This is a genomic window from Pseudomonas sp. WS 5027 (assembly GCF_012985695.1).
In the GTDB taxonomy this organism is placed as follows: Bacteria; Pseudomonadota; Gammaproteobacteria; order Pseudomonadales; family Pseudomonadaceae; genus Aquipseudomonas; species Aquipseudomonas hygromyciniae.
Window position 1 is genome coordinate 1 of record NZ_JAAQWU010000004.1, and the last position, 20,958, is coordinate 20,958.

Consider the following 20,958-nt stretch of genomic DNA (forward strand, 5'->3'; position numbering starts at 1 on the left):
AGGGGCCTGTGGAGAGGGCGCTGGTCTGTGGTGGCGGGAGCTTGTCTGTGGTGATGGGTATTTGTGTGTGGTGGCTGGATCTTGTGTGTGGCAAGCCCGCTCGCCACAGGCAAGCCATTACCACAGACAAGCCCCTTTGCCACAGAAGACCTGTCTCAGGTATCAGGCAAAGGCTTTTTCGCTGATGACCCGGCCGGCCTGCATGCGCACCAGTTGGTCAGCCACATCGAAGTAACGGTCGTCGTGGGAGATGACGATGATGGTCTTGCCCAAGCGCTTGAGGTCCGGCAGCAGCTCGGTGTAGAAAATCCGCCGGAACGTCGGATCCTGGTCGGCCGCCCACTCGTCAAACACCAGCACCGGGCGCTCATCGAGCCAGGCGTTGACCAGGGCCAGGCGCTTGCGTTGCCCGGTGGACAGGTCGGTGGTGGTGAACGCGCCGTCGCGCACGCTGACCTTGTGCGCGATCTCCAGGCGTTCCAGGTATTGGCTGGCGTCGTCGGGCAGGGCCTTGTCGTTCTGCACCAGGTCGTCGAACAGGAAATAGTCGGCAAAGATCGTGGTGAACATCTGGCGGTAGTCGTCCAGGCCCAGGGCATCCACGGGCAGGCCGTTGAGGCGGATTTCGCCGTGCTGCGGGGTGTACAGGCCCAGCAACAGCTTGATCAGGGTGGTCTTGCCGCAGCCGTTTTCGCCGACGATAAACAGGATTTCCCCAGGCTCGATACTCAGGTTGACCGGCCCCAGCGTGAACGGCTCGCTGCCTTCCACGGGCGGGAAGGCGTACTGCACGTTGCGCAGCTCCAGGTGCTTCATCACCGGCACGCTTTTGTCGGCGTCATCGAGTAGCAGGTGCGGTTCCGGCGAGGAGAAACGCTCCGACAAGTCGGCAATGCGCCGGAAGGCGATTTGTGCGCGGCTGATGATCGGCAGGTTGCCGATCAGGTTTTCCAGCGGGCCTTTCATGTACAGCAGCACCAGGACAAAGCCGCTCATCACCGCCGGGTCCGAGCTGGGCCAGAACTGCTGCAGGGTCAGCGCCAGGCCAATCACCACAAAAAACAGCATCGAGCCCAGGCTCTTGGCAATCACGAAGATATTGATCGAGCGGATATGGGTGTCGCAGATATGGTCGGCGGTGCCCTGGATATTGCGGGTGTGCATGGCGTGCCGGCGTGGGCGGTGGATGCGCAGTTCCTTGGCGCCCTCGGCAATCGCCGAGTAGTGTTTTTGCAGGTTGTCTTCGGCGTCGCGGGCTGCGTAGAAGCCCTTGATGCCTTTGCTTTGGGCCACGAACTGCACCGCCGAACCAATCCCGATGGCCAGCAGGGTCATCAGGAAGATCGGCCAGGACAGCACCGCCAGGTAGCCCAGGCAGCCAAGGATCACTGTGGTGGAAATCGCCAGCGGGGCGAAAGCGAAGGCGAAGTCGCTGATGGTGTCCACGTCGTGGGTCAGCACCGGGATCAGGCGGTGGGTGCGATAGCGCTCGATCTGCTCGATGGGCGCGGCAAGCACCTTGGCGCCGAGGTCCTTGCGCAGTTTGGCAATCACCTTCTGCCCGACGAAGTTGGTGCCGATATCGGCGCCGATACTGCTGAGCAAGGCCAAAAGGCACAGCCCGGCGAAGGCCAGGACCACGCCGGTACCCATGCCGTCGGCGCTGTGCAGGCCGCGGTTGACCGTGGCCAGCAGCGCGGTGACGCTGAGGCCGCCGATGATGCCCAGGGTGATGGAAGAAATGACAATCGGTCGATAGGGCTTGAGCAGGCTCAAGAGTTCGCGAATGGCGCTGCGCGGTGCTGCGGTCATGAAACTACCTCGATCGCGACGTGGCTACGTGCTGTGGGCAAGTGAAGGCCTGCGCGCGAAGGTTTACCGCTGGCAGGCCGATAGTAGGAGGACGAGTCGGGCGCGGCGCGATTTAGCCTCGCGTCCGGTAGCGCGGGCTCACAGGTCCCGCGCTACCCGCAAGCCCAGCCAGTCGCCGCGCACGTTGGGGTAGAGGTTGTTGCGGTTGCCGGAACGGGAAAACACCGGCGCTTCGCCCCAGTCGTTGCCGCGAATCTGCCGCACCTCGCATTGCCCGGTCAGCCAGGCGCTGCCATCGCTGGGCGCACCCACATAGCTGTCGTTTTCACAGTCTTTGACCCATTCATAGACGTTGCCGTGCATGTCATACACGCCGAACGCATTGGGCGCATAGCTGCCGGCGGGGGAGGTGTAGCTGTAGCCATCCGCCGGCCCGTAGGTATTGGCGTGCTTGGCGATGCTGTATTCCTTGCCCTCATCGAACGGGAATGGGAAGGGCCCGGAGGTACCGCCCCGGGCGGCGTACTCGCGCAGGGATTCGCTGACCAGGCGGTAGTGCTTGCCGGTTTTCTTCGACAGCCAGGCGACATAGGCGTTGGCTTCGGCAAAGTCCATGCACACGGCCGGATGCTTGGCGGTGATGGGGTAGCTGGGCTTGCCAGCCGTGCATTTGCGCCCTGGCCGGTCGTCGCCGTCGGGCATTTTGTAGCCGGTCTCTTGTATAAAGCGGTCCCACTCGCCGGCCAATACCTGGAAGCGGCTGATGGCCACGGGTTTGGCAAAGGTCACGTCATGGATCGGGCCTTCATCGGGCTGGCGGCCGACTTCATCGTCCGGTGTGCCCATCTTGAAGGTGCCGGTGGGCAGCACCACCATTTCCGGGCAGTGCTTGCAGTCCTTGAACACGGTGCCGGGCTTGGGCGGCGTTGCGGCCTGGGCGGCTGGCGCCAGGCAGGCGATCAATGCCGTCAGGGCCAGTGACTTGAGCAGCGTTGGGGTGAGCGGTTCATCGTTCATGAGTCGTCTCGATAACAAGAAAAAGGCGTCAAAGGGTTTTGTCGAGCAGCGTCAGGAAGTGGTCGACTTCATCTTCGGTATTGAGCAAACCCGGCGCAGTGCGCACCACCGGGCCGACGTCACGGTTCACCGCGTCGCTGATGACCCGGTTGCGCATCAGGTAGGCGGCCACCTTGTCGCTGTCCTGGCCCTTGACCCGGAAGAAGCTGAAGCCGGCCGACAACTGCGGGTTGGCCGGGGTGACCAACTCGATGTTCGGTCGCGCCTGCAAGCGCTCCTTGAGGTAGGTATTGAGGCTGTGGATGCGCTGCTGGACCTCGGCCTTGCCCAGTTGCAGGTGCAGCTTGAAGGCCTCGTCCAGCGCCCAGCGATGCTCAAAGGCGTGATAGCCGCCGGGGGAGAAGGAGGTAGCAAAATCAGTGTCTTCGGAGAACGTCGGCAGGCTGGGAGTGAGGCTGGTCACCTGCTCCGATGCGGCGCACACCAGGCCGGTGCCCCGTGGCCCGAACATCCATTTGTGGGTGCCGGCAATAAAGAAGTCGCAGTGCATGTCCGGGAAGGCCAGGTCTTCGACGCCAAAGCCATGCACGCCATCCACCACGTAGACAATACGGTCCTTTTCGTCACGCCCCTGGTTGTGGCGCTTGACCAGTTGGCCGATTTCGCCGATCGGCAGCTTCACGCCACTGCCCGATTGAACCCAGGTCATGCCCAGCACCCGGGTGTTGGGGCGAATATTGCGCTCGATGCTCGTCAACACTTCATCGACCGACACTTGGCTGGCATTGGCGAACAGCTGGATCTTGCGCACCTGGGTGGCGTCGCGCTGGGTGCGGAACGCGAGGATGCTGTCGGTGGAAAAATGTTCGTGCTCGGTGGTGAGGATTTCCTGGTCGGGGCGCACGTGGAGGCCGCCGTAGATCATCGCCAGCCCTTCGGTGGTGCTGCCGGTGAGGGCGATCTGGGCGGGTTTGGCTTGCAGATAGCGACCGGCCCATTCGCGCACCTGGCCTTCGCGCTTCCAGGGTTCCTGCAGGTCCCAATCCATGGTCAGGCCGGGGTTGCGATCGATGGCGGCGCGGTGGCGCTCGATGGCCTCGCGTACCGGCCTTGGGTGGGAGGTGATCAGGAAGTTGGAGAAGTGGATGTAGTTCGGGTCCTGGTCGAACAGTTGGCGCAGGCCGGCCCATTTATCGGTGGGTGCTGCCTGCACCTGCAGGTTGACCCCCAAAGGCAGGCTGGCGGCGAGAATGCCGGCGTGTTTGAGAAAGGTGCGGCGGTCGCTCATGGCGTCTGCTCGCTTGGCAACACGCCAGGCTTGGCGGACTGTTGCACCTGCTCCCACACCCGCAGGAAATTGCCGCCCCACAACTTGGCGATATCGGCTTCGGAGTAGCCACGGGTGAGCAGTTCGGCGGTCACGTTGCGCACCTCACTCACATCGTTCCAGCCCTTGACGCCACCGCCTTCGTTGAAGTCCGAGGCAATGCCGACGTGGTCGATACCGATCTTGCGCACGGTGTAGTCGATGGCATCCCCCAGGTCCTTGAGGCTGGCCTTGGGTTCCTCTTCGAGAATGGCGTAGAGCTCGCTGGCGTATTCGCCGAACTTCTGTTCCGACCAGGCGGCGATGATCGGGTCGCCGGGCATCAGGGCCATTGCCAGGTTGGGCAGGGGCGGCAGATCGAAACGCGCGCGCAGTGCGTTGAGCTTGTCCTGAATCGGTTGGCTCAGCGGGCGCAGATACCCGCCGAACGCCACCACTTGCACCACGCCGCCGCTGTTCTTGATCAGTTGCAGTTCTTTGTCACTGAGGTTGCGCGGGATATCCACCGAAGCGCGGGGCGCGGAGTGGGAGGCGACCATGGGCGTGCGGCTCAACTGCGCCACTTGCTCGAGGGCGGTGGTGGACATTTGCGACACGTCGATGATCACGCCCAGGTCGTTCAGGCGCTGCACCGCTTGCTTGCCGATGGGTGAGAGGCCGCCGAGGGCGTCCGGCGAGTCATTGAAAAACGGCAGCGGGCGCGAGGAGTCGGCCCAGCTGTTATTGCCGATATAGCTGAAGCCGAACATGCGCATGCCCCGCGCCGTCCACATGTCCAGCAGATCCAGATCATTACCCAGGGGGTAGGCGTTGAGCATGCTGATAAAAATCGCAAACTTGCCTTCGCCATGCAGGCGGCGGAAATCGGCCGGGGTGTAGGCGATGCCCACCTGGTTGGGAAAGTCGCGAACCATGCCGGCAATGATCTTGTAGCGCACCTCTTGCTGGTGCCGGGCTTCGTCGACAAAGCCTGCGGTGGGTTTGTGCGGCGCGTTGGGTCCATTCCACAGCTCGGGCCAGCCGAAAATCGTCAGCGCCGCCCCCGACAGGCGCCCGCGACTGGCCTTGGCCAGGTCGAACTGGCCGCTGCCGTCCTTGTCCGCTTCATGGCCGGCGGTGCCGAAGTCCAGGGGCACGGTGATATGGCTGTCGAACGAGAGCAGGCGGTCCTGCAGTTCATTGGCTTGCTTGATCACTTCCAGCGGGTAACCGGCATTGCCGCCAAACCAGTGGTCCCAGGCAAAGCCTGCGCCGGCAGCGATGGCCAGGGCCAAGGGCAGGCCGATGTATAGAGCCTTTTTCGAACGTGGTTTTGTCATTGCCATCTCAGTCGGTTCGCCTTTGAGGTGCAGGCGCAAGGGGCCTTTGCTATCTGGGAAGAACGAGCGCAGGCCCGGAAAATTTAAGTATCCCCACCATCAACGGTGGGAGCCGGCTCCCACAGTAAATTTGCTGTCCGGCAAAACGTTCTAGCTTGGATAAAGCCTGCTCCAAGGCTGACACAGGTAGGAACATGACGATTTCTCGACGAGGGTTTATCGCAGGCCTGGCGCTGACCGGCGCCGCCGTACCTGCAGCCTTTTATGCCCATCGCGAGTTGACGCGTGAGGAATTCCCCATCACGCCCGAGGAAGCCACGGTGGACCTGGCGGACACCGCCGGCCAGCAGTTGGCGGACAGCCTGCGCGGTATCTGGAGCCTGCGCCTGGAAGGGCGTGATGCCGGCCTGCAAGGCTTGCCCCTCGACGATCTGGAACTGTTTATTGATATCGCACCGCGTGGCCGTGGCGTGCGCGGCTACCTGGACACCACTGGGCACCTGCGGGGGCCGGATGAGCCGCGCTATCAGGTCCTGGGTGATCTGGTTCCGGGCAATGCAGCGCTGCTGTACTGGCGCCTGATCGACCGCGATTCGCCAGATGGCATGCCGGCCTATGAATTCAAGATGAGCCTGGACGAGGTCTGGGACAGTTTCGGCAATGCTGGCAGCGGCACCCTCAGCGGGCAGATCCTCAACCTCGACCGGCCCCTGGCAGCGTTGGAGCTGGATAACCGGTTTGTCGCCACCAAGAAATTGTTCCCCGAAGCCCGCGAACGAATCGGCCTGAACCCGACGCTACTGGCCTGGTTGATAGCCCCCGAGCACCGCCTGTTTCACCAGCTCTGGCACGCCTCGCGGGACCAGTGGCACAAGCTTACCGAAGACAAGCGCAACGCCCTGCGCGGCATCGGTTGGCAACCCGGGCCACGGGATCAAGAGCGCGACGCCCGCGGCCCGCGCAAGGACCGCAATGGCTCGGGTATCGACTTTTTCTTCATGCACCGGCACATGCTCGGCACCGCGCGTTCCCTGCAGGACTTGCCGTCCTGGCCGCGCTTCCCGCAGCCGCAGCCAGAGCTTGAGCGTGATCGCCAGGGCTTTGCGCGCTACTTCGACAATCACGATGGCTTCGCACTGCCGCCGACCTGGACGGCCAGCGGCGACGAGCAGTACAGCCAGTGGGTCAGTGAGATCAAGGCGGCCGAGACCTATCACAGTAACTTCCAGGTGTGGGAGTCGCAGTACCGCGACCCGCGTTACCTGGCCAAGTTGACCCTGGGCCAGTTTGGCTCTGAGGTTGAGCTGGGGCTGCACGATTGGTTGCATATGCGCTGGGCGTCGGTACCGCGCGACCCGTCCAACGGCGCGCCGGTGCCCTTTGCCCGGGATCCGGCGGACTTTGCGGCACGCTGGTATGAGCCCGAGAATGACTTTTTGGGTGACCCGTTTTCTTCCCATGTGAACCCGGTGTTCTGGCATTTCCATGGTTGGATCGATGACCGGCTAGAGGATTGGTTTCGCGCCCATCAACGCTTTCATCCGGGTGAGCTGAGCCGCCTGGAGGTCAACGGTGTGCCATGGTTTGCGCCGGGGCGCTGGGTCGAGGTGGGTGATCCGTGGCTGGGGCCGGATACCCATGGTTGCAGCACCACCCCCGGACTGCAGATGGGCCGCACCGTGGAAATGGACCCGGAAACCATGAAACTGGCGTTGCGCATCACCTTCGGCGCTGACGACGACAAACTGCAGGACTTGTTCCGCAAGGTGCCGAAACGACCGTGGTATGCGCGGCATTTGAAGGTCAAGGAACGCACGCTTTAACCGCCGCGTGTGTGGCCTTGTTGTGGCTAGCTGGCTTTTTGTGGGGAGCGGGCTTGTTGTGGCGAGCGGGCTTGCCCCGCGCTGGGCTGCGAAGCGGCCCTACCAAACGCCCCGCGTTTTTTCAGACACACCGAGGTGCCTGGTTTTAGGGAAGCCTAGTTGCCACAGATACAGCCCACACACCGTCAGATCCTCATCGTTGAAGATCGGACGCCTGCCAACCGCCGCCCAGCGCCTTGTATAGCGCAATACTCGCCGCCAACCGCGCTTGACGCAGTTGCACGTTCAAATCCTGGGCGGCATACAGCGTGCGTTGGGTTTCCAGTACGGTGAGCAAGTCCTCCGCGCCAGCCTCGTAGCGACTCTGGGCAATACGGAACGCGGTCTGCGCCTGGCTTAACTCCTCCTGCTGCCACTGGCGCTGTTCGTCCAGCCGACGAATGCTGCTCAAGGCCTTTTCCACATCGGCAAAGCCATTGATGATCACTGCGCGATAGGTTTGCAGCAATTCATCCTGGCGTGCGGTGGCCTTGTCGCGTTCGGCGCTGAGGCGGCCGTGGTTGAAGATCGGTGCGATCAGCCCGCCCGTGAGGTTGTAGAACGGGTTGCGCAGCATATCGGCAGCGCGGTTGGCGCCGGAGCCCAGGTTGGCGGTCAGGGTGACGCTGGGCAGCATGGCGGCGCGGGCGACGATGATGTCGGCCTGGGCGGCCGCCAGTTGTGCTTCGGCACTGGCGATGTCCGGGCGGCGGCTGAGCAGGTCGCTGGGCACGCCGGCGGCGATGCTCGGCCAGCGCAGTTGATCAAAGGCCTGGGGCGTCAGTTGCAGGGCCTGCACCGGTTGGCCGAGCAGGGCGGCCAGGCTGATTCGCGCAGCCTCGGCGCGCTGGCGTACTTCTGGCAACTGGCGTTGCTGGGTGGCGACCAGGCTCTTTTGCTGGGCCAGCTCAAGCTGGGTGGCAGAGCCGGCGTCATACCGGGTCTGTACCAGCTTGAGCACGTTCTGCGCATTGGCCAGGTTCAGTTCGGCGATGCGTTGTTGTTCGTGCAGGGCCAGGAGCTGGGTGTAGGTGGTGGCCACGCCGCTGAGCAGGGTCAACTCCACCGTGGCACGCTCGAATTCACTGGCGCGCACCGCAAGCTCTGCACTGTCGCGCGCGGCGCGCTTGCCGCCCCAGAAGTCGATTTCGTAGCTGGCCGTCAGGCTGGCATTGAAGTAGTCCACCGCGTCATTGTTGTTGTCGGCATCCAGTTCGCTGTAGCCGTTGCCGCGCAGGAGTTTCTGGCGGTTGGCGTTGAGCCCGCCCTTGAGTTCGGGCAGCAACGGCGCGCCGGCCACCACCGCGCCGGCCTGGGCCTGGCGCACCCGCGCCATGGCGCTGGCCAGGTCGAAGCTGGCGCTGCGGGCCTGTTCGATCAGTTGGTCGAGTTGCGGGCTGGCAAAGGCCGTCCACCATTGCTGGTTGACGTGCAGGGCGTTGGCCTGGCTCGCACTGTCCCAGGCGGGCGGCGGTTGCAAGCCGCTGTCCGGGCGCTGCGCCGGGTTGCTGCACGCGGCCAACAGCAGGCTGGCGGCGACGAGGGTCAAGTGCGCTTTCATAGGGCGATCATTCACTGGTAAGGGCCGTGACCGGGTCGAGCCGGGCTGCTTTGCGGGCGGGCATAAAGCCGAAGATGACGCCGGTGACCAGGGCGCAGGCGAAGGCGCCCAAGGCTGCAGGCAGCGAGAAGGCGACGGCCACGCTGCTGAGGATCAGCGCGCCACCCACCAGCAGGGCCAGGCCGATCCCGGCCACCCCGCCGACCACCGTGAGCATCACCGCTTCGGTGAGGAACTGGCGCAGGATGTCCCGCTGTCGGGCGCCGGTGGCCATGCGAATACCGATTTCCCGGGTGCGCTCACGTACGGTCATCAGCATGATATTCATCACCCCGATGCCGCCCACCAGCAACGAGATGGCGGCAATCGAGCCGAGCATCAGTGACAGGGTGTTCTGGGTCCGGGCCTCGGCCTGGATCATCGCGGCGTTGTTGGTCAGTTCGAAATCACGCTTGCCGTTGTGCAGGCGCAGCAGTAGTTGCTCGATGGCTTTTTCTGCCTCGTGCACCTTGCGCGCGTCGGCGGCGGCAATCACCACGTATTCCGGGTTGTAGCTGCCGAACAGCCGGATACTCGCGGCGGAGTAGGGGATGGCGATACGGTCGTCGCTGTCCTTGTCGCCGGAACTGGCGCCTTTTTCGGCGAGTACGCCGATCACCTGGAAGGGCACGTTTTCGATCAGGATGTATTGGCCGATGGGGCTGGGCAGGTCCTTGAACAGCTTGTCGCGCACCCGTTTGCCAATCACCGCGACGGTCGCGGCGGCACGCTCGTCAGCCTCGGTGAAGTAGCTGCCCTCGACCACCGGCCAGTTGAAGATCGCCGGGAAGTTGGTGTCGTTGCCGCCGACGTAGGCCATGTGGTCGACATTGCCGAAACGCACCCCGGCCTCCGCGCCATTGACCGGCATGATGCGCTTGACCTGGGGCAGGGCGGCCATGGCGGCGACGTCGTTCATGGTGATGATGCCGGGCGGTGTGCGGGGGTTGGGCGCCGAGCCGCTGACATAGAGGATATTGGAGCCAAAGGCGCCCATCTGTGCCATGACCTGGCGCTTGCTGCCTTCACCCACGGCGAGCATCACCACCACCGAGGCCACGCCGATAATGATCCCCAGCAGGGTCAGGGCCGTGCGGAAACGGTTGATCCACATTACCCGCCAGGCCGCCTGCACGGCATCCAGCAGTTCGCCTTTCCACGCGCCATTGTGCTCGGCGCCGTCGGCCAGGCGTTGGCGCAGGTCCACCGCTTGCAGGGCCTTGGGGTTGGCCTCGGCGCCAGGCTGAGCGTGGGGGTTGGGGGTGTCGCTGATGATCAGGCCGTCGCGGATTTCGATGATGCGCTTGGCCCGCGCCGCGACTTCGCGGTCGTGGGTAATCAGGATTACCACGTGACCCTGACTGGCCAGCTCGTCAAGCAGGGTCATGACCTCGGCGCCGCTATGGCTGTCGAGGGCGCCGGTGGGTTCATCGGCGAGGATGATATGGCCGCCGTTCATCAAGGCCCGGGCAATCGACACCCGTTGCTGCTGGCCGCCGGACAATTGGTGCGGGCGGTTGCCGGTACGCCCGGCCAGCCCCAGGCGGGTCAGCAGGGCGGCGGCGCGGGCGTGGCGTTCGGCGGCGGGCGTGCCGGCATAGATCGCCGGCATCTCGACGTTTTCCTGGGCCGAGCCGGAGGGGATCAGGTGGTAGCCCTGGAACACAAAGCCAAAGGCCTCGCGACGCAGCCAGGCCAATTCGTCGGTGTCCAACTGGGCAACGTTCTCCCCAGCGAACAGGTATTGGCCGACAGTGGGGCGGTCGAGGCAGCCGAGGATATTCATCAAGGTGGACTTGCCCGAGCCTGAGGCCCCGACAATCGCCACGAATTCCCCGGCATGGATCGACAGGTCGATCCCGCGCAGCACGTCGACCTGGGGCGCATCACCGCCACCGTAGGATTTGCGGATGTCCCGAAGTTCGATCAGCGGCGTCAACATTCAGCCTCCGCTGCTTTGGGCGGGACCGATCAACAGGTGGTCGCCTTCGTTGAGGCCATCGAGGATCTGGATGCGCAGGCGATCACTGATGCCGACCCGCACCTCACGGTCTTCGATGCTGCCGTCCTTGGCGACCACGCGGGCCAGTTGCAGGTCGGGGCGGGTGCCGCCTTGTAGGGCCGCGACGGGCGCGGTCAGCGCATTGGTGACGCGGCTGGCGACGAAAAACACTTGGGCGGTCATTTCTGCCATCAGCGCATTGTCGGCGTTATCCACATCCAGCAGCACGGTGTAGAGCACCACGCGGCCGCTGCCACTCTTGCTCGAACTGCTGGGGTTGCCGCCGCCCTGGCTGGTTTCGTTGAGGGGCTTGGGCGGCACCGGCAGGATCTGGCGCACAGTGCTGGTCCAGCGCCGGTTGCCGCCGCTCAGGGTGGTGAAATAGGCCTGCATGCCGGGTTTGACATGGCCGATATCGGCTTCCGAGACCTCCGCCCAGACGGTCATGGGCGACAGGTTGGCGATCCGCAGGATCAGCGGCGTCTGTTGCTGGCTGTTGAGGGTCTGGCCTTCGCGGGCATCCACGGCCACTACGGTGCCGGAGATCGGCGCATAGATGCGCGTGTAGCCCAACTCGGCCTGATCGACCCGCAACGTGGCCTGGGCCTGGCTGATCTGGGCCTTGAACATGTTGATGCGTGCCTGGGTGGCGTCCAGTTCGGCCTGGGCGGTCTGCACGTCTTCATCGCGGGTGGCGCCACCCGCCGCGAGACGTTGCTGGCGTTGGAATTTCTGCTGCGCCAGGCGGTTTTGCGCGTGCTGCTCTTGCAGTTGGGCCTGCAGATTGGCGATGGAGTAGCGAGTGGCGTCGAGCTTGGCTTGTTGGGTGGCGGGATCGATTTCTACCAGCAGGTCGCCTTCTTTGACCTGGGCGCCGGCTTCGACGTGAATCCGGCGGATCTGCCCGGACGCCTGGGCGCCGACATCGACGTAGCGCCGCGGTTGCAGGGTGCCGAGGGCGGTGACACTGCTCTCGATATCGCCCCGGTGTACCTGCAGGGTGGCAAATTTATCCCGGCCGGGCGGGATCAGTTGCCAGGCGGCGAAGGCGGCCACGGGGATCAGGCAAAGTGCTGCCAGCAGAGCGCGCCGGGTATGTCGGGGACGGTTCATGCACGGGTTCCAGCCAGGAAAGTTCGGACCGCAGCTCAATCGCCCAAAGGGGCAGAGACAGGCGCGGGAAGCTGTCAGGTAAACGAGGTATTTGCTCTGAAATTTAAGTGCTTACATACGCCGTTACAGCTGGGCGAAACGCCAGTATTGGGCGGCGAGGGTGAGGCAAATCAACTCTAGATGAGAATGACTATAAATTAGAAGAGCTCAAACTGCCATCACTGCGCGGCGCGGCAACCGCTGTCGCGGCTGCTGGGATGAATCAGGTGCGTGCCTTAAATTTTTTTTCATGGTTCTCGTTTCCTATCAACACATGGCCTGTTGTTCAGCAGGTCGCCCAGGCTTTCCGCCCCAGCGCCACGGGGCTTATCCAGAGGACACTGGAATGACACAGGCAATTGCATCGCCCGCGGTTCACGACCTGATCGGTATTGGTTTCGGTCCTTCGAACCTGGCGCTGGCCATCGCCCTGCAAGAGCGCGAGAAAGCCCAGGGCAAGCTCGACGTGCTGTTTCTCGACAAGCAGGCCGACTACCGCTGGCATGGCAATACCCTGGTGAGCCAGAGTGAGCTGCAGATTTCCTTCCTCAAGGATCTGGTGACCCTGCGCAACCCCACCAGCCCCTATTCCTTCGTCAATTACCTCAAGGCCCACGGGCGCCTGGTGGACTTTATCAACCTGGGCACGTTCTACCCATGCCGCATGGAGTACAACGACTACCTGCGCTGGGTCGCCGGGCAATTTACCGAGCAGAGCCGCTATGGTGAGGAAGTGCTGGCCATCGAGCCGATCCTGCATCAGCAGCAGGTCGAGGCGCTGCGGGTGATCTCCCACGATGCCCACGGCGAGCAACTGGTGCGCACCGCGCGCTCGGTGGTGGTCAGTGCCGGTGGCACGCCACGGATTCCCGAGGCGTTCAAGGCGCTCAAGGATGACGGGCGGGTGTTCCACCATTCCCAGTACCTGTCGCGCATGGCCCAGCAGCCATGTGTTGACGGCAAGCCGATGCGCATTGCGATCATCGGCGGAGGGCAGAGCGCGGCCGAAGCGTTTATCGATCTGAACGACAGCTTCCCTTCGGTGCAGGTGGATATCATCCTGCGCGGCTCGGCCCTCAAGCCTGCCGATGACAGCCCGTTCGTCAACGAAGTGTTCTCCCCGGAGTTCACCGACCTGGTGTTCCAACAGCCCAGCAGCGAGCGCGAACGCCTGGTCAACGAGTACCACAACACCAACTATTCGGTGGTGGACCTGGACCTGATCGAGCGTATCTACGGGATTTTCTACCGGCAGAAAGTCTCGGGCATCGCCCGTCACGCCTTCCGTACCCTGACCACCGTGGAAAAAGCCAGCGCCGGGCCCTTGGGCATCGAATTGGTGGTGCGTCACAACGCCACCGGCGAGACCGTGATCAATCACTACGATGCGGTGGTCCTGGCCACTGGCTATGAGCGGCAGATGCATCGCCAGTTGCTGGCGCCGCTCGAAGCTTACATGGGTGAGTTTGAAGTGAGCCGCGACTACCGCGTGGTCACCGACGAGCGCTGCAAGGCCGGGATCTATATGCAGGGTTTCAGCCAGGCCAGCCATGGCTTGAGCGATACCTTGCTGTCTATCCTGCCGATTCGCGCCGACGAGATTGCCGCATCGCTGCATGAGCATGATCGGCGCCTGGGCCAGGGGCGCTCGGTGCGTGACGTGCTGCTGGCCACCGCGAGCTGACAGCGCCGCGGATCGTTCCCGCGCCTGCGGGAGCGATCCTTGCCTGAACCCTTGCTGAAGAAGCCGCCGATTCGCCGCACTGTCACTTTGCTCGCGCAGACTGCGGGCGTAAGCTGCGCCGGTTTTCAACCATAGCGCAGACCTTCGTGAACAGACTTTCGAGTGACAGTTGTCGACCAGGCTTGGCCAGCTGACGCGCATCCCCATGCCGTTGCCTCGCCGCTAAAGCGAGAAGCGGTATTTCGGTGGCGAACCGTTCTGGTTCCTACCTGATCCCCCTTTTTTCGACGCTGATTCTGCGGGCAATCAAAGGGAGATTCATCATGCAAGCCCTCAATAACATCAATCTCGATTCCCTGATCGACACCGTGGTCAGCCTCAGCGCGGCCTTTATTCTCGGTGGGCTGATCGGCTTTGAGCGCCAGTTCCGCCAGCGTACGGCGGGGCTGCGCACCAACGTGTTGGTGGCGGTCGGAGCGGCGATCTTTGTCGACATGGCCAACCGCCTGGCCGGGGCCGAAGGCGCCGTGCGGGTGGTGGCGTATGTGGTGTCCGGCATTGGCTTTCTCGGCGCCGGGGTGATCATGCGCGAGGAGGGCAACGTGCGCGGGCTCAATACCGCTGCCACGCTGTGGACGTCCGCCGCCGTGGGCGCCTGTGCCGGTGCGGACCTGATCCTCGAGGCGTTCCTGGGCACGATGTTTGTGCTGGCGGCCAATACCTTGCTGCGCCCGATCGTCAATAACATCAACCGCCAGCCGCTGGACGTGGTGTCTGCCGAGGTCACCAACATCCTCTACGTGATCGCCCGGCGTACCCAGCAGCAAGCGGTGATGGCCTTGCTGGAGTCGGAACTGGCGCGCTGCAACTATCCGGCCAGTGATGTCGACGTCCGTCCGTTCGGCAGTGATGAGGTCGAGATCGAGGCCACCCTGGCGGCCAATTCGGTTGACGGCGACGAGCTGGATGCTCTGGTCACGCGGATTTCACAGTCGACCCTGGTGGTGCAAGCTTTCTGGAGCCCCAGCACCACGGACTGACGGCAAAGGCTTACAGCGCCTGCGTGGGCTGCCTGGGGCTGTGGCGAGCGGGCTTTTTGTGGAGACTGCTGTGGCAAGCCCGCTCGCCACAGCAGTCCGGCTCTCCACAACAAGCCCGTCCTCCACAGCTCGGCGGTTGCCCTCAACTGATCGGAACTAGTCAAAAACGGTTTCTCAAACATCTTGAAAGGGACGTGCCTTAGAAGAGGGAGGCGGTTTTTTGCGTGTATTTGACTACGCTTTGGTGAGGATTAATCCTACAAGATGCCCGGATTTTCCCTTCGGCTAAGGCATCGTTGCGTTGTTAATGTTGCGCCGTTGCACCTAGCCAGGTTCCGTTGAAACGTTCTGTGTAGACAGTGCCGCTGGTCGGAACTGTTACTTTTCACAGGTACAGGGGTTTCGTGCGATGTGTAAAGGTATTGGCGCCTCAAACAGTGGAAGTGCGCCAGTAATGCAACTAATCGGTGGTGTCTTTCCAGGGAGTCGCATGAGCAAAGCATTAATCGTGGATGATCATCCGTTCATTCGTGCAACCGTCAGGTACCTGTTGCGCCAGGAGGGCTTCGAGAAAATTTTCGAGGCTGGCAACGGGGCTGATGCCTTACAGATTGCCAGGGAGGAACGGCCTGACCTGATCATTCTGGACTTGGCGATGCCCAAATTGGGCGGGCTGGAGGTGATAAGCCGGATCAAGACTTTGGGCCTGCCCTGCAAGATTTTGGTCCTGACCTCGTATCTGGCGGTATTTTTCTCGGCTCGTTGCATGCGCGCCGGGGCGATGGGGTTTGTCGCGAAAACCGGTGAATTGGATGAGTTGCAGAAGGCCATTAAGGCAGTCATGTCCAACTACAGCTGTTTCCCCAGCCTGCCGACCAGCTCCGTGCGCAAGGACGACTTGCAGACCACGGAACTGCAACTGGTCGAGGCGCTTTCGGACCGGGAGCTGACGGTACTGCAGAAGCTGGCGTTGGGCCTGGGCAACAAGGAGATCGCCGAGGATATGCTGCTGAGTCACAAGACCATCAGCACTTACAAAACACGGTTGAAGGAGAAGTTGCGTATGTCTTCGGTGGTTCATCTGTCCAAGTTCGCCCAGCGTAATCATCTGATCTGACATGCCGACGTCTTTGGGCAAGTGGCTCGCGGTACTCTGGCTGGCGAGCCTGTCACTCACTATCAACGTGGCGCTGGGGGCGCCACAGCAACTGCAACTGTTGGGACACTCGAGTCTAGATGCTCCGCAGGTGCACCTCAAAGAAGGGGACTGGCAGTGGCTGCGCGAGCGCCGCACCCTGGTCATGGGCGTGTCCGCCCCCGACTATGCCCCTTTCGATCTGACGAACAACAACGACGAGCTGGAAGGGATCACCGCCGATTACGCGTCATTGATCGCGCAGATGTTGAACGTGACCATCCAGGTCCAGCGCTACGAGCACCGGGACGAGGTCATCGATGCCCTCAAGCGTGGTGACGTCGACTTCCTGGGCACGGCCAATGGCTACGAGGCGGCGGATCCGCATTTGAAGCTTTCGCGCTCGTACGCCAACGATCAGCCGACCCTGGTGACGCGTGTCGGAGACAGCCAGGCCCTGAGCGGCGAGCTTGATGGCAAGCGCTTGGCGATGCTTTATCACTACATGCCGGCCAATGCGGTGGCATCCTATTACGCCAACGCCTCGTTGCAGCTCTATTCGTCGACCTTCGAGGCGATTGGTGCCGTTGCCTTCGGCCAGGCGGATGTGTATCTGGGCGATGCGATCAGCTCCAACTATCTGATTAACAAAAACCACCTCAATAACGTGCGCATGGCTGACTTCTCCGGCTTGGAGGTCAACCCCTTCGCGTTCGCGTTCGCCGAGGAAAATTCAGACCTGTTGAACATCTTCAATGCGGCGCTGGAGATGATTCCGGCCAATGAGCAGATGGAGATCCTGCGGCGCTGGAGTTCTGGCAACCTGGGGGTCATTGGCCGCGAGCGCCTGCGCCTGAGTGCCAGTGAGCAGCGTTGGCTGGACAAGCACCCACGGGTCAAGGTGACGGCGCTCGACAAATTTCAGCCCTTGTCTTTTTTCAATGACCACGGGCAATTGCAAGGCTTGAGCGCCGAGGTACTGGCCCAGATCAGCTTGCGCACCGGTCTGAAGTTCGATGTGGTGCGTGGTCAGTCACTGCCCCGCCAAGTCAGCCAGGTCAGCGAGGGCAGCGCGGACATGATCGCGTTCATTACCCCGAGCGTGGATCGTGAGGACCTGATCCGCTTTACCCGCCCGTACCTGAACAACCCGTTTGTGCTGATCTCGCGCGACGATGGCAGCCGTCCGATCACCATCGAGGACATGGCCGGCAAGCGCCTGGCGGTGATCCGCGGCAGCGTCCAGCGCGAGATCATCAGCCGCGAGTATCCCGATATCCAACTGGTGGACGCCGAGGATTCCGCGCAGGCCATGGAGTTGGTCGTCAGTGGCGCGGCGGATGGCACGGTCAATGCGCTGATTATTGCGCGCTACATCATCGCCCAGCACTACCGGGATCGCCTGCGTATCACCAGCACCGTCGGCTCGCAGCCCGCGCGAGTGTCCTTTGGCGTGGGGCGCGGTCAATTGGAGTTGTACTCGATCCTGGATAAGGCGCTTTTGAGTATCACGCCCCAGGAAATGGACGAGTTGACCAATCATTGGCGTAGCGAAGTGGTGATTGATGACAGTTACTGGCTGCGCCACCGCAACACAATTATCCAGGGGTTCGCAGTGGCAGCGCTGCTGTTGGCGATTACCCTGGGTTGGGCCATTTACCTGCGCAGCCTGATTCGCAAACGTGGCCAGGCCGAGCGCGCGCTGAGCGACCAGATGCGCTTTATGAGCGTGTTGATCGACGGTACGCCGCACCCGATCTACGTGCGGGACCGCCTGGGCCGGTTGATGGCGTGCAACAGTGCCTACCTCAATGTGTTCGGCTTCCGGCTCGAAGATGTGATCGGCAAGACCGTGGTCGAGACCGACACCGGCAATCACCCCCAGGCCCAGTCCTACCACGAAGATTACTTGCGCCTGATGGAGCGTGGAGAACCGCAGATCCATGACCGTGTGCTCAAGGTGCCGGGCGGGGCGACCCTGACCATTTATCACTGGATGCTGCCTTACCGCGACGGTGACGAAAAAGTAGTAGGGATGATTGCCGGCTGGGTGGACGTCAGCGAACGCCAGCGCTTGCTGGGGCAGTTGCAAGAGGCCAAGGAGGGGGCCGACGCCGCCAACCGGGCCAAGACCACGTTCCTGGCGACCATGAGCCACGAGATCCGCACGCCGATGAATGCGGTGATCGGCATGATCGAGTTGGCGCTGAAAAACGCCGAGCAGGGCCGCATCGACCACGACGCCCTGGCGGTGGCCTCCGATGCTTCGCGCGGCATGCTGGAGTTGATCGGCGACATTCTCGACATTGCCCGGATCGAATCCGGCCACTTGTCCCTGACCCTGGAACCGTCGAACCTGCGGGAGCTGCTGGCCTCGGTGGCCCGTATCTTCGAAGGGTTGGCCCGGTCCAAGGGCCTGATGCTGAAGGTGGATCTGGACCCTTTGGTGGACCGTTATGTGATGATCGATCCGCTGCGCTTCAAACAGGTGGTCTCCAATTTGTTGAGCAATGCCATCAAGTTTACTGCCAAGGGCCATGTGCATTTGTGCGCCAGAGGCTCGCCGGCAGTCGCCAATGGCTACGTGACCCTGCGGCTGGTGGTGGAAGACAGCGGTGTGGGGATCAGCGTCGAGGACCAGGCGCGGCTGTTCAATCCGTTTGTCCAGGGGCGCAATACCGACCAGTCGGCACGCAGTGGCTCTGGCCTGGGGCTGGTGATTAGTCGCAGCCTGTGTGAAATGATGGGCGGCCAACTGAAGTTGAGCAGCCGATTGGGGCAGGGGACCCGCGTAGAGGTCACGCTGCCACTGGCGGTGGCGTCCAGCACCAGCGCCTATCATGAACCGGCTGCCCTGGACGCGCCGCCCGCCCGCGCATTGAACATCCTGGTGGTGGATGACTACCCTGCCAACCGCCAATTGCTGACCCGGCAACTGAGCTTCCTGGGGCACCGCATCACTACCGCCAACGATGGCGTGGAAGGCCTGGAGCGCTGGCATGCCGAGCGTTTCGACGGGGTGATCACAGACTGCAATATGCCGCTGAAAAATGGCTATGACCTGGCACGGGAAATCCGTGCCGATGAGCGTGCCCGGGGATTGGCGCCGTGCCTGTTGCTGGGTTTCACCGCCAACGCCCAGCCCGAAGAAACGGAGCGTTGCCTGGCGGCCGGAATGGATGGTTGCCTGTTCAAGCCCACGGGGCTGGAGGACCTGCATGCGGCGCTTGCGTCACGTACCGCCATGCCGTCGGTCCAGGCCGGGGTGGAGGTTGACGCGGTGCCTGGGGTGGATTTGAGTCGGTTGATGAAGTTGACCGGCTCTGACGTGGGCGCCATCAAGGAGTTGCTGGCACCGCTGCTCGAGAGCCTTGCCGCCGACCGCACGCTATTGCAGGAACTGCCCAAAAAACACGACTACGCCCAGTTGCATGACCTGGCTCACCGCACCAAGGGCGGGGCGCGCCTGGTCTCGGCCCAGGCATTGGTCAGCCACTGTGAGGCGCTGGAAGCCGCCTGTGAACGGCGCGACCCTCAGGCATTGGCGGCTGCGGTGGCGAGCGTGCAGCAAGCCATTGACCAGTTGCATCAGGCCCTGACCGACTACTGCGATCATGCATAAATGTAGGATTTGGGAGAAATCCTACGAGCAGGGGGAACTCCGCTGATTTTGTAGTCCAATTATGTCTGGAACAGTAGCGCGCTCCTTCTTGCCACGAGCGCGACCTGCTCAGGGACTTGCCATGCCCACCAAAGCACTGACCATCCTGATTGCTGATGAACAGCACCTGCAACGGCTGCACATCGAAAAAATGCTCAACCAGTTGGGCTACTACCGGATTGTCCCGGTGCAGACTTTCGAGGAAGTGCTGATCCTCACCGACATCCCGGCCGAGCCCTTCGATGTGCTGGTTATTCATGCGGGCCTGGCTGCCAGCGCGGGGGGAGCGTTGGCGCTGGCGCAGCAACATCAGGTGCGCCATGTGCTGGTCTATGACGACCAGGACCTGAAGCCAACGTCCTCCCTGGCGCCCCTGGTTCTGGTGCGTTTGCCGGGATCGCCCGACAGCGTCACCCTGGAACACTTCATGGACATCATCGACCCGCCGTCGCCGGCCCGCGGCTTGCGAGTCTTGCCGTGGCTGCGGGAACTGGCGCGCAGCCCGGTGGTTTAGCTCAGTCCCACTGCGGCGCAATGCCTTTGGGGCTGGTCAGGCGATGGCCGCGTTCAAGGCCTTTGATCTGCGCCATATCGGCTTCACTCAAGGACAGTTGCACGGCCTTGAGGTTGCTCTGCAGGTTGGTGCGTTGGGTCGAGGACGGGATCACCGCATACCCCGATTGCATGGCCCAGGCCAGGGTGACCTGGGCGGGCGTTGCCTGGTTGCGCTGGGCAATCGCCTGGATCAGCGGGTCTTTGAGCACGCCGCCGTAGGCCAGGGTCATGTACGAAGTAATCTGGATACCGTGGCGCGTGGCGAAATCCACCACGGCGCGGTTTTGCAAGTACGGGTGCAGTTCGATCTGGTTGGTGGCGATGTTCTCGGCACCGACGGCGGCGATGGCTTCTTTCATCAGCGCTACGGTGAAGTTGGAAACACCGATCTGCCGAGTCAGGCCCAGGCGTTTGGCTTCCAGCAACTGCCCCATGAACTCAGCGACGGGCACCTGGTTTTGCGGTGATGGCCAATGGATCAGGGTCAGGTCCAGATAGTCGGTCTTGAGCTTGCGCAGGCTTTCCTTGAGGCTGGGTATCAACTGGCCTTCGGCAAAATTGGTGATCCAGATCTTGCTGGTAATAAACAATTCATCACGGGGGATACCCTTGTCGGCGATCGCTTGGCCGACATCGGCCTCGTTCTCATAGATCTGTGCGGTATCAATGGCCCGGTAGCCCAAGTCCAGGCCGGTACTGACCGAATCAATGACCACCTGGCCTTGCAGGCGGAAAGTGCCAAGACCGAATGGGGGGATAGACATGAGTGACTCCTGTAGTGGCAAGAACAAT

At 62.5% G+C, this 20,958-nt stretch carries 14 protein-coding genes; 6 read left to right on the plus strand and 8 right to left on the minus strand.

Features of this window, described 5'->3' with window-relative positions; genetic code table 11:
• Positions 1-162 precede the first annotated feature (162 nt).
• The 4 genes from HBO09_RS06560 to pvdM form a co-directional block, all read right to left on the minus strand.
• A complete protein-coding gene (locus tag HBO09_RS06560) occupies positions 163-1,812 on the minus strand; it encodes a cyclic peptide export ABC transporter (RefSeq protein ID WP_169997524.1) in 1,650 nt (549 codons plus the stop codon).
• Between the two features lie 138 nt (positions 1,813-1,950).
• Complete coding sequence (locus tag HBO09_RS06565; RefSeq protein ID WP_169997521.1) at positions 1,951-2,829, minus strand: formylglycine-generating enzyme family protein; 879 nt, start codon at positions 2,827-2,829, stop codon at positions 1,951-1,953.
• A 28-nt stretch (positions 2,830-2,857) separates the two neighbouring features.
• Positions 2,858-4,117: an aminotransferase class V-fold PLP-dependent enzyme gene (locus HBO09_RS06570; RefSeq protein ID WP_169997519.1), complete on the minus strand. Its 1,260-nt coding sequence runs from the start codon at positions 4,115-4,117 to the stop codon at positions 2,858-2,860.
• A complete protein-coding gene (pvdM, locus tag HBO09_RS06575) occupies positions 4,114-5,475 on the minus strand; it encodes a pyoverdine-tailoring dipeptidase-like protein PvdM (RefSeq protein WP_169997517.1) in 1,362 nt (453 codons plus the stop codon). Before pvdM ends, HBO09_RS06570 begins: the two co-directional genes overlap by 4 nt.
• A gap of 194 nt (positions 5,476-5,669) precedes the next feature.
• Here pvdM and HBO09_RS06580 point away from each other — a divergent pair, with 194 nt between their 5' ends.
• On the plus strand, positions 5,670-7,298 hold the full coding sequence (locus HBO09_RS06580) for a PvdJ/PvdD/PvdP-like protein (protein ID WP_169997515.1): 1,629 nt from the start codon (positions 5,670-5,672) through the stop codon (positions 7,296-7,298).
• 193 nt (positions 7,299-7,491) lie between these two features.
• On the opposite strand, the gene HBO09_RS06585 is transcribed toward HBO09_RS06580, so the two are convergent.
• Genes HBO09_RS06585 through HBO09_RS06595 form a run of 3 tightly spaced genes read right to left on the minus strand, consistent with a single transcriptional unit; the run spans position 7,492 to position 12,052 of the window.
• Entirely contained in the window at positions 7,492-8,898 is a 1,407-nt protein-coding gene (locus HBO09_RS06585) for an efflux transporter outer membrane subunit (protein WP_169996546.1), read from the minus strand.
• A gap of 7 nt (positions 8,899-8,905) precedes the next feature.
• On the minus strand, positions 8,906-10,879 hold the full coding sequence (locus HBO09_RS06590) for a MacB family efflux pump subunit (RefSeq protein ID WP_169996543.1): 1,974 nt from the start codon (positions 10,877-10,879) through the stop codon (positions 8,906-8,908).
• Positions 10,880-12,052, minus strand: coding sequence for an efflux RND transporter periplasmic adaptor subunit (locus HBO09_RS06595; RefSeq protein WP_169996541.1), 1,173 nt, complete (start codon positions 12,050-12,052; stop codon positions 10,880-10,882).
• Positions 12,053-12,437: 385 nt separating this feature from the next.
• Between HBO09_RS06595 and HBO09_RS06600 the strand changes: the two genes are divergently transcribed.
• From HBO09_RS06600 to HBO09_RS06620, 5 genes are all read left to right on the plus strand, one after another.
• Positions 12,438-13,775 (plus strand): SidA/IucD/PvdA family monooxygenase, encoded by a 1,338-nt coding sequence (locus tag HBO09_RS06600; RefSeq protein ID WP_169996539.1) that lies wholly within the window; start codon positions 12,438-12,440, stop codon positions 13,773-13,775.
• Positions 13,776-14,098: 323 nt separating this feature from the next.
• Positions 14,099-14,815, plus strand: coding sequence for an MgtC/SapB family protein (locus HBO09_RS06605; RefSeq protein ID WP_029293117.1), 717 nt, complete (start codon positions 14,099-14,101; stop codon positions 14,813-14,815).
• Between the two features lie 490 nt (positions 14,816-15,305).
• Positions 15,306-15,932: a response regulator transcription factor gene (locus HBO09_RS06610; RefSeq protein ID WP_169996537.1), complete on the plus strand. Its 627-nt coding sequence runs from the start codon at positions 15,306-15,308 to the stop codon at positions 15,930-15,932.
• A gap of 1 nt (position 15,933) precedes the next feature.
• Positions 15,934-19,572 (plus strand): transporter substrate-binding domain-containing protein, encoded by a 3,639-nt coding sequence (locus HBO09_RS06615; protein ID WP_169996535.1) that lies wholly within the window; start codon positions 15,934-15,936, stop codon positions 19,570-19,572.
• A 121-nt stretch (positions 19,573-19,693) separates the two neighbouring features.
• Entirely contained in the window at positions 19,694-20,125 is a 432-nt protein-coding gene (locus tag HBO09_RS06620) for a chemotaxis protein CheY (RefSeq protein ID WP_169996533.1), read from the plus strand.
• 1 nt (position 20,126) lies between these two features.
• On the opposite strand, the gene dkgB is transcribed toward HBO09_RS06620, so the two are convergent.
• Entirely contained in the window at positions 20,127-20,930 is an 804-nt protein-coding gene (gene dkgB, locus HBO09_RS06625) for a 2,5-didehydrogluconate reductase DkgB (RefSeq protein ID WP_169996530.1), read from the minus strand.
• Positions 20,931-20,958 lie beyond the last annotated feature (28 nt).

What these genes read in the sequence shown, in the direction of transcription:
- HBO09_RS06560 (WP_169997524.1), bottom strand. Translation starts at nt 1,812, where the DNA reads ATGACCGCAGCACCGCGCAGCGCCATTCGCGAACTCTTGAGCCTGCTC.
- HBO09_RS06565 (WP_169997521.1), bottom strand. Translation starts at nt 2,829, where the DNA reads ATGAACGATGAACCGCTCACCCCAACGCTGCTCAAGTCACTGGCCCTG.
- HBO09_RS06570 (WP_169997519.1), bottom strand. Translation starts at nt 4,117, where the DNA reads ATGAGCGACCGCCGCACCTTTCTCAAACACGCCGGCATTCTCGCCGCC.
- pvdM (WP_169997517.1), bottom strand. Translation starts at nt 5,475, where the DNA reads ATGACAAAACCACGTTCGAAAAAGGCTCTATACATCGGCCTGCCCTTG.
- HBO09_RS06580 (WP_169997515.1), top strand. Translation starts at nt 5,670, where the DNA reads ATGACGATTTCTCGACGAGGGTTTATCGCAGGCCTGGCGCTGACCGGC.
- HBO09_RS06585 (WP_169996546.1), bottom strand. Translation starts at nt 8,898, where the DNA reads ATGAAAGCGCACTTGACCCTCGTCGCCGCCAGCCTGCTGTTGGCCGCG.
- HBO09_RS06590 (WP_169996543.1), bottom strand. Translation starts at nt 10,879, where the DNA reads ATGTTGACGCCGCTGATCGAACTTCGGGACATCCGCAAATCCTACGGT.
- HBO09_RS06595 (WP_169996541.1), bottom strand. Translation starts at nt 12,052, where the DNA reads ATGAACCGTCCCCGACATACCCGGCGCGCTCTGCTGGCAGCACTTTGC.
- HBO09_RS06600 (WP_169996539.1), top strand. Translation starts at nt 12,438, where the DNA reads ATGACACAGGCAATTGCATCGCCCGCGGTTCACGACCTGATCGGTATT.
- HBO09_RS06605 (WP_029293117.1), top strand. Translation starts at nt 14,099, where the DNA reads ATGCAAGCCCTCAATAACATCAATCTCGATTCCCTGATCGACACCGTG.
- HBO09_RS06610 (WP_169996537.1), top strand. Translation starts at nt 15,306, where the DNA reads ATGAGCAAAGCATTAATCGTGGATGATCATCCGTTCATTCGTGCAACC.
- HBO09_RS06615 (WP_169996535.1), top strand. Translation starts at nt 15,934, where the DNA reads ATGCCGACGTCTTTGGGCAAGTGGCTCGCGGTACTCTGGCTGGCGAGC.
- HBO09_RS06620 (WP_169996533.1), top strand. Translation starts at nt 19,694, where the DNA reads ATGCCCACCAAAGCACTGACCATCCTGATTGCTGATGAACAGCACCTG.
- dkgB (WP_169996530.1), bottom strand. Translation starts at nt 20,930, where the DNA reads ATGTCTATCCCCCCATTCGGTCTTGGCACTTTCCGCCTGCAAGGCCAG.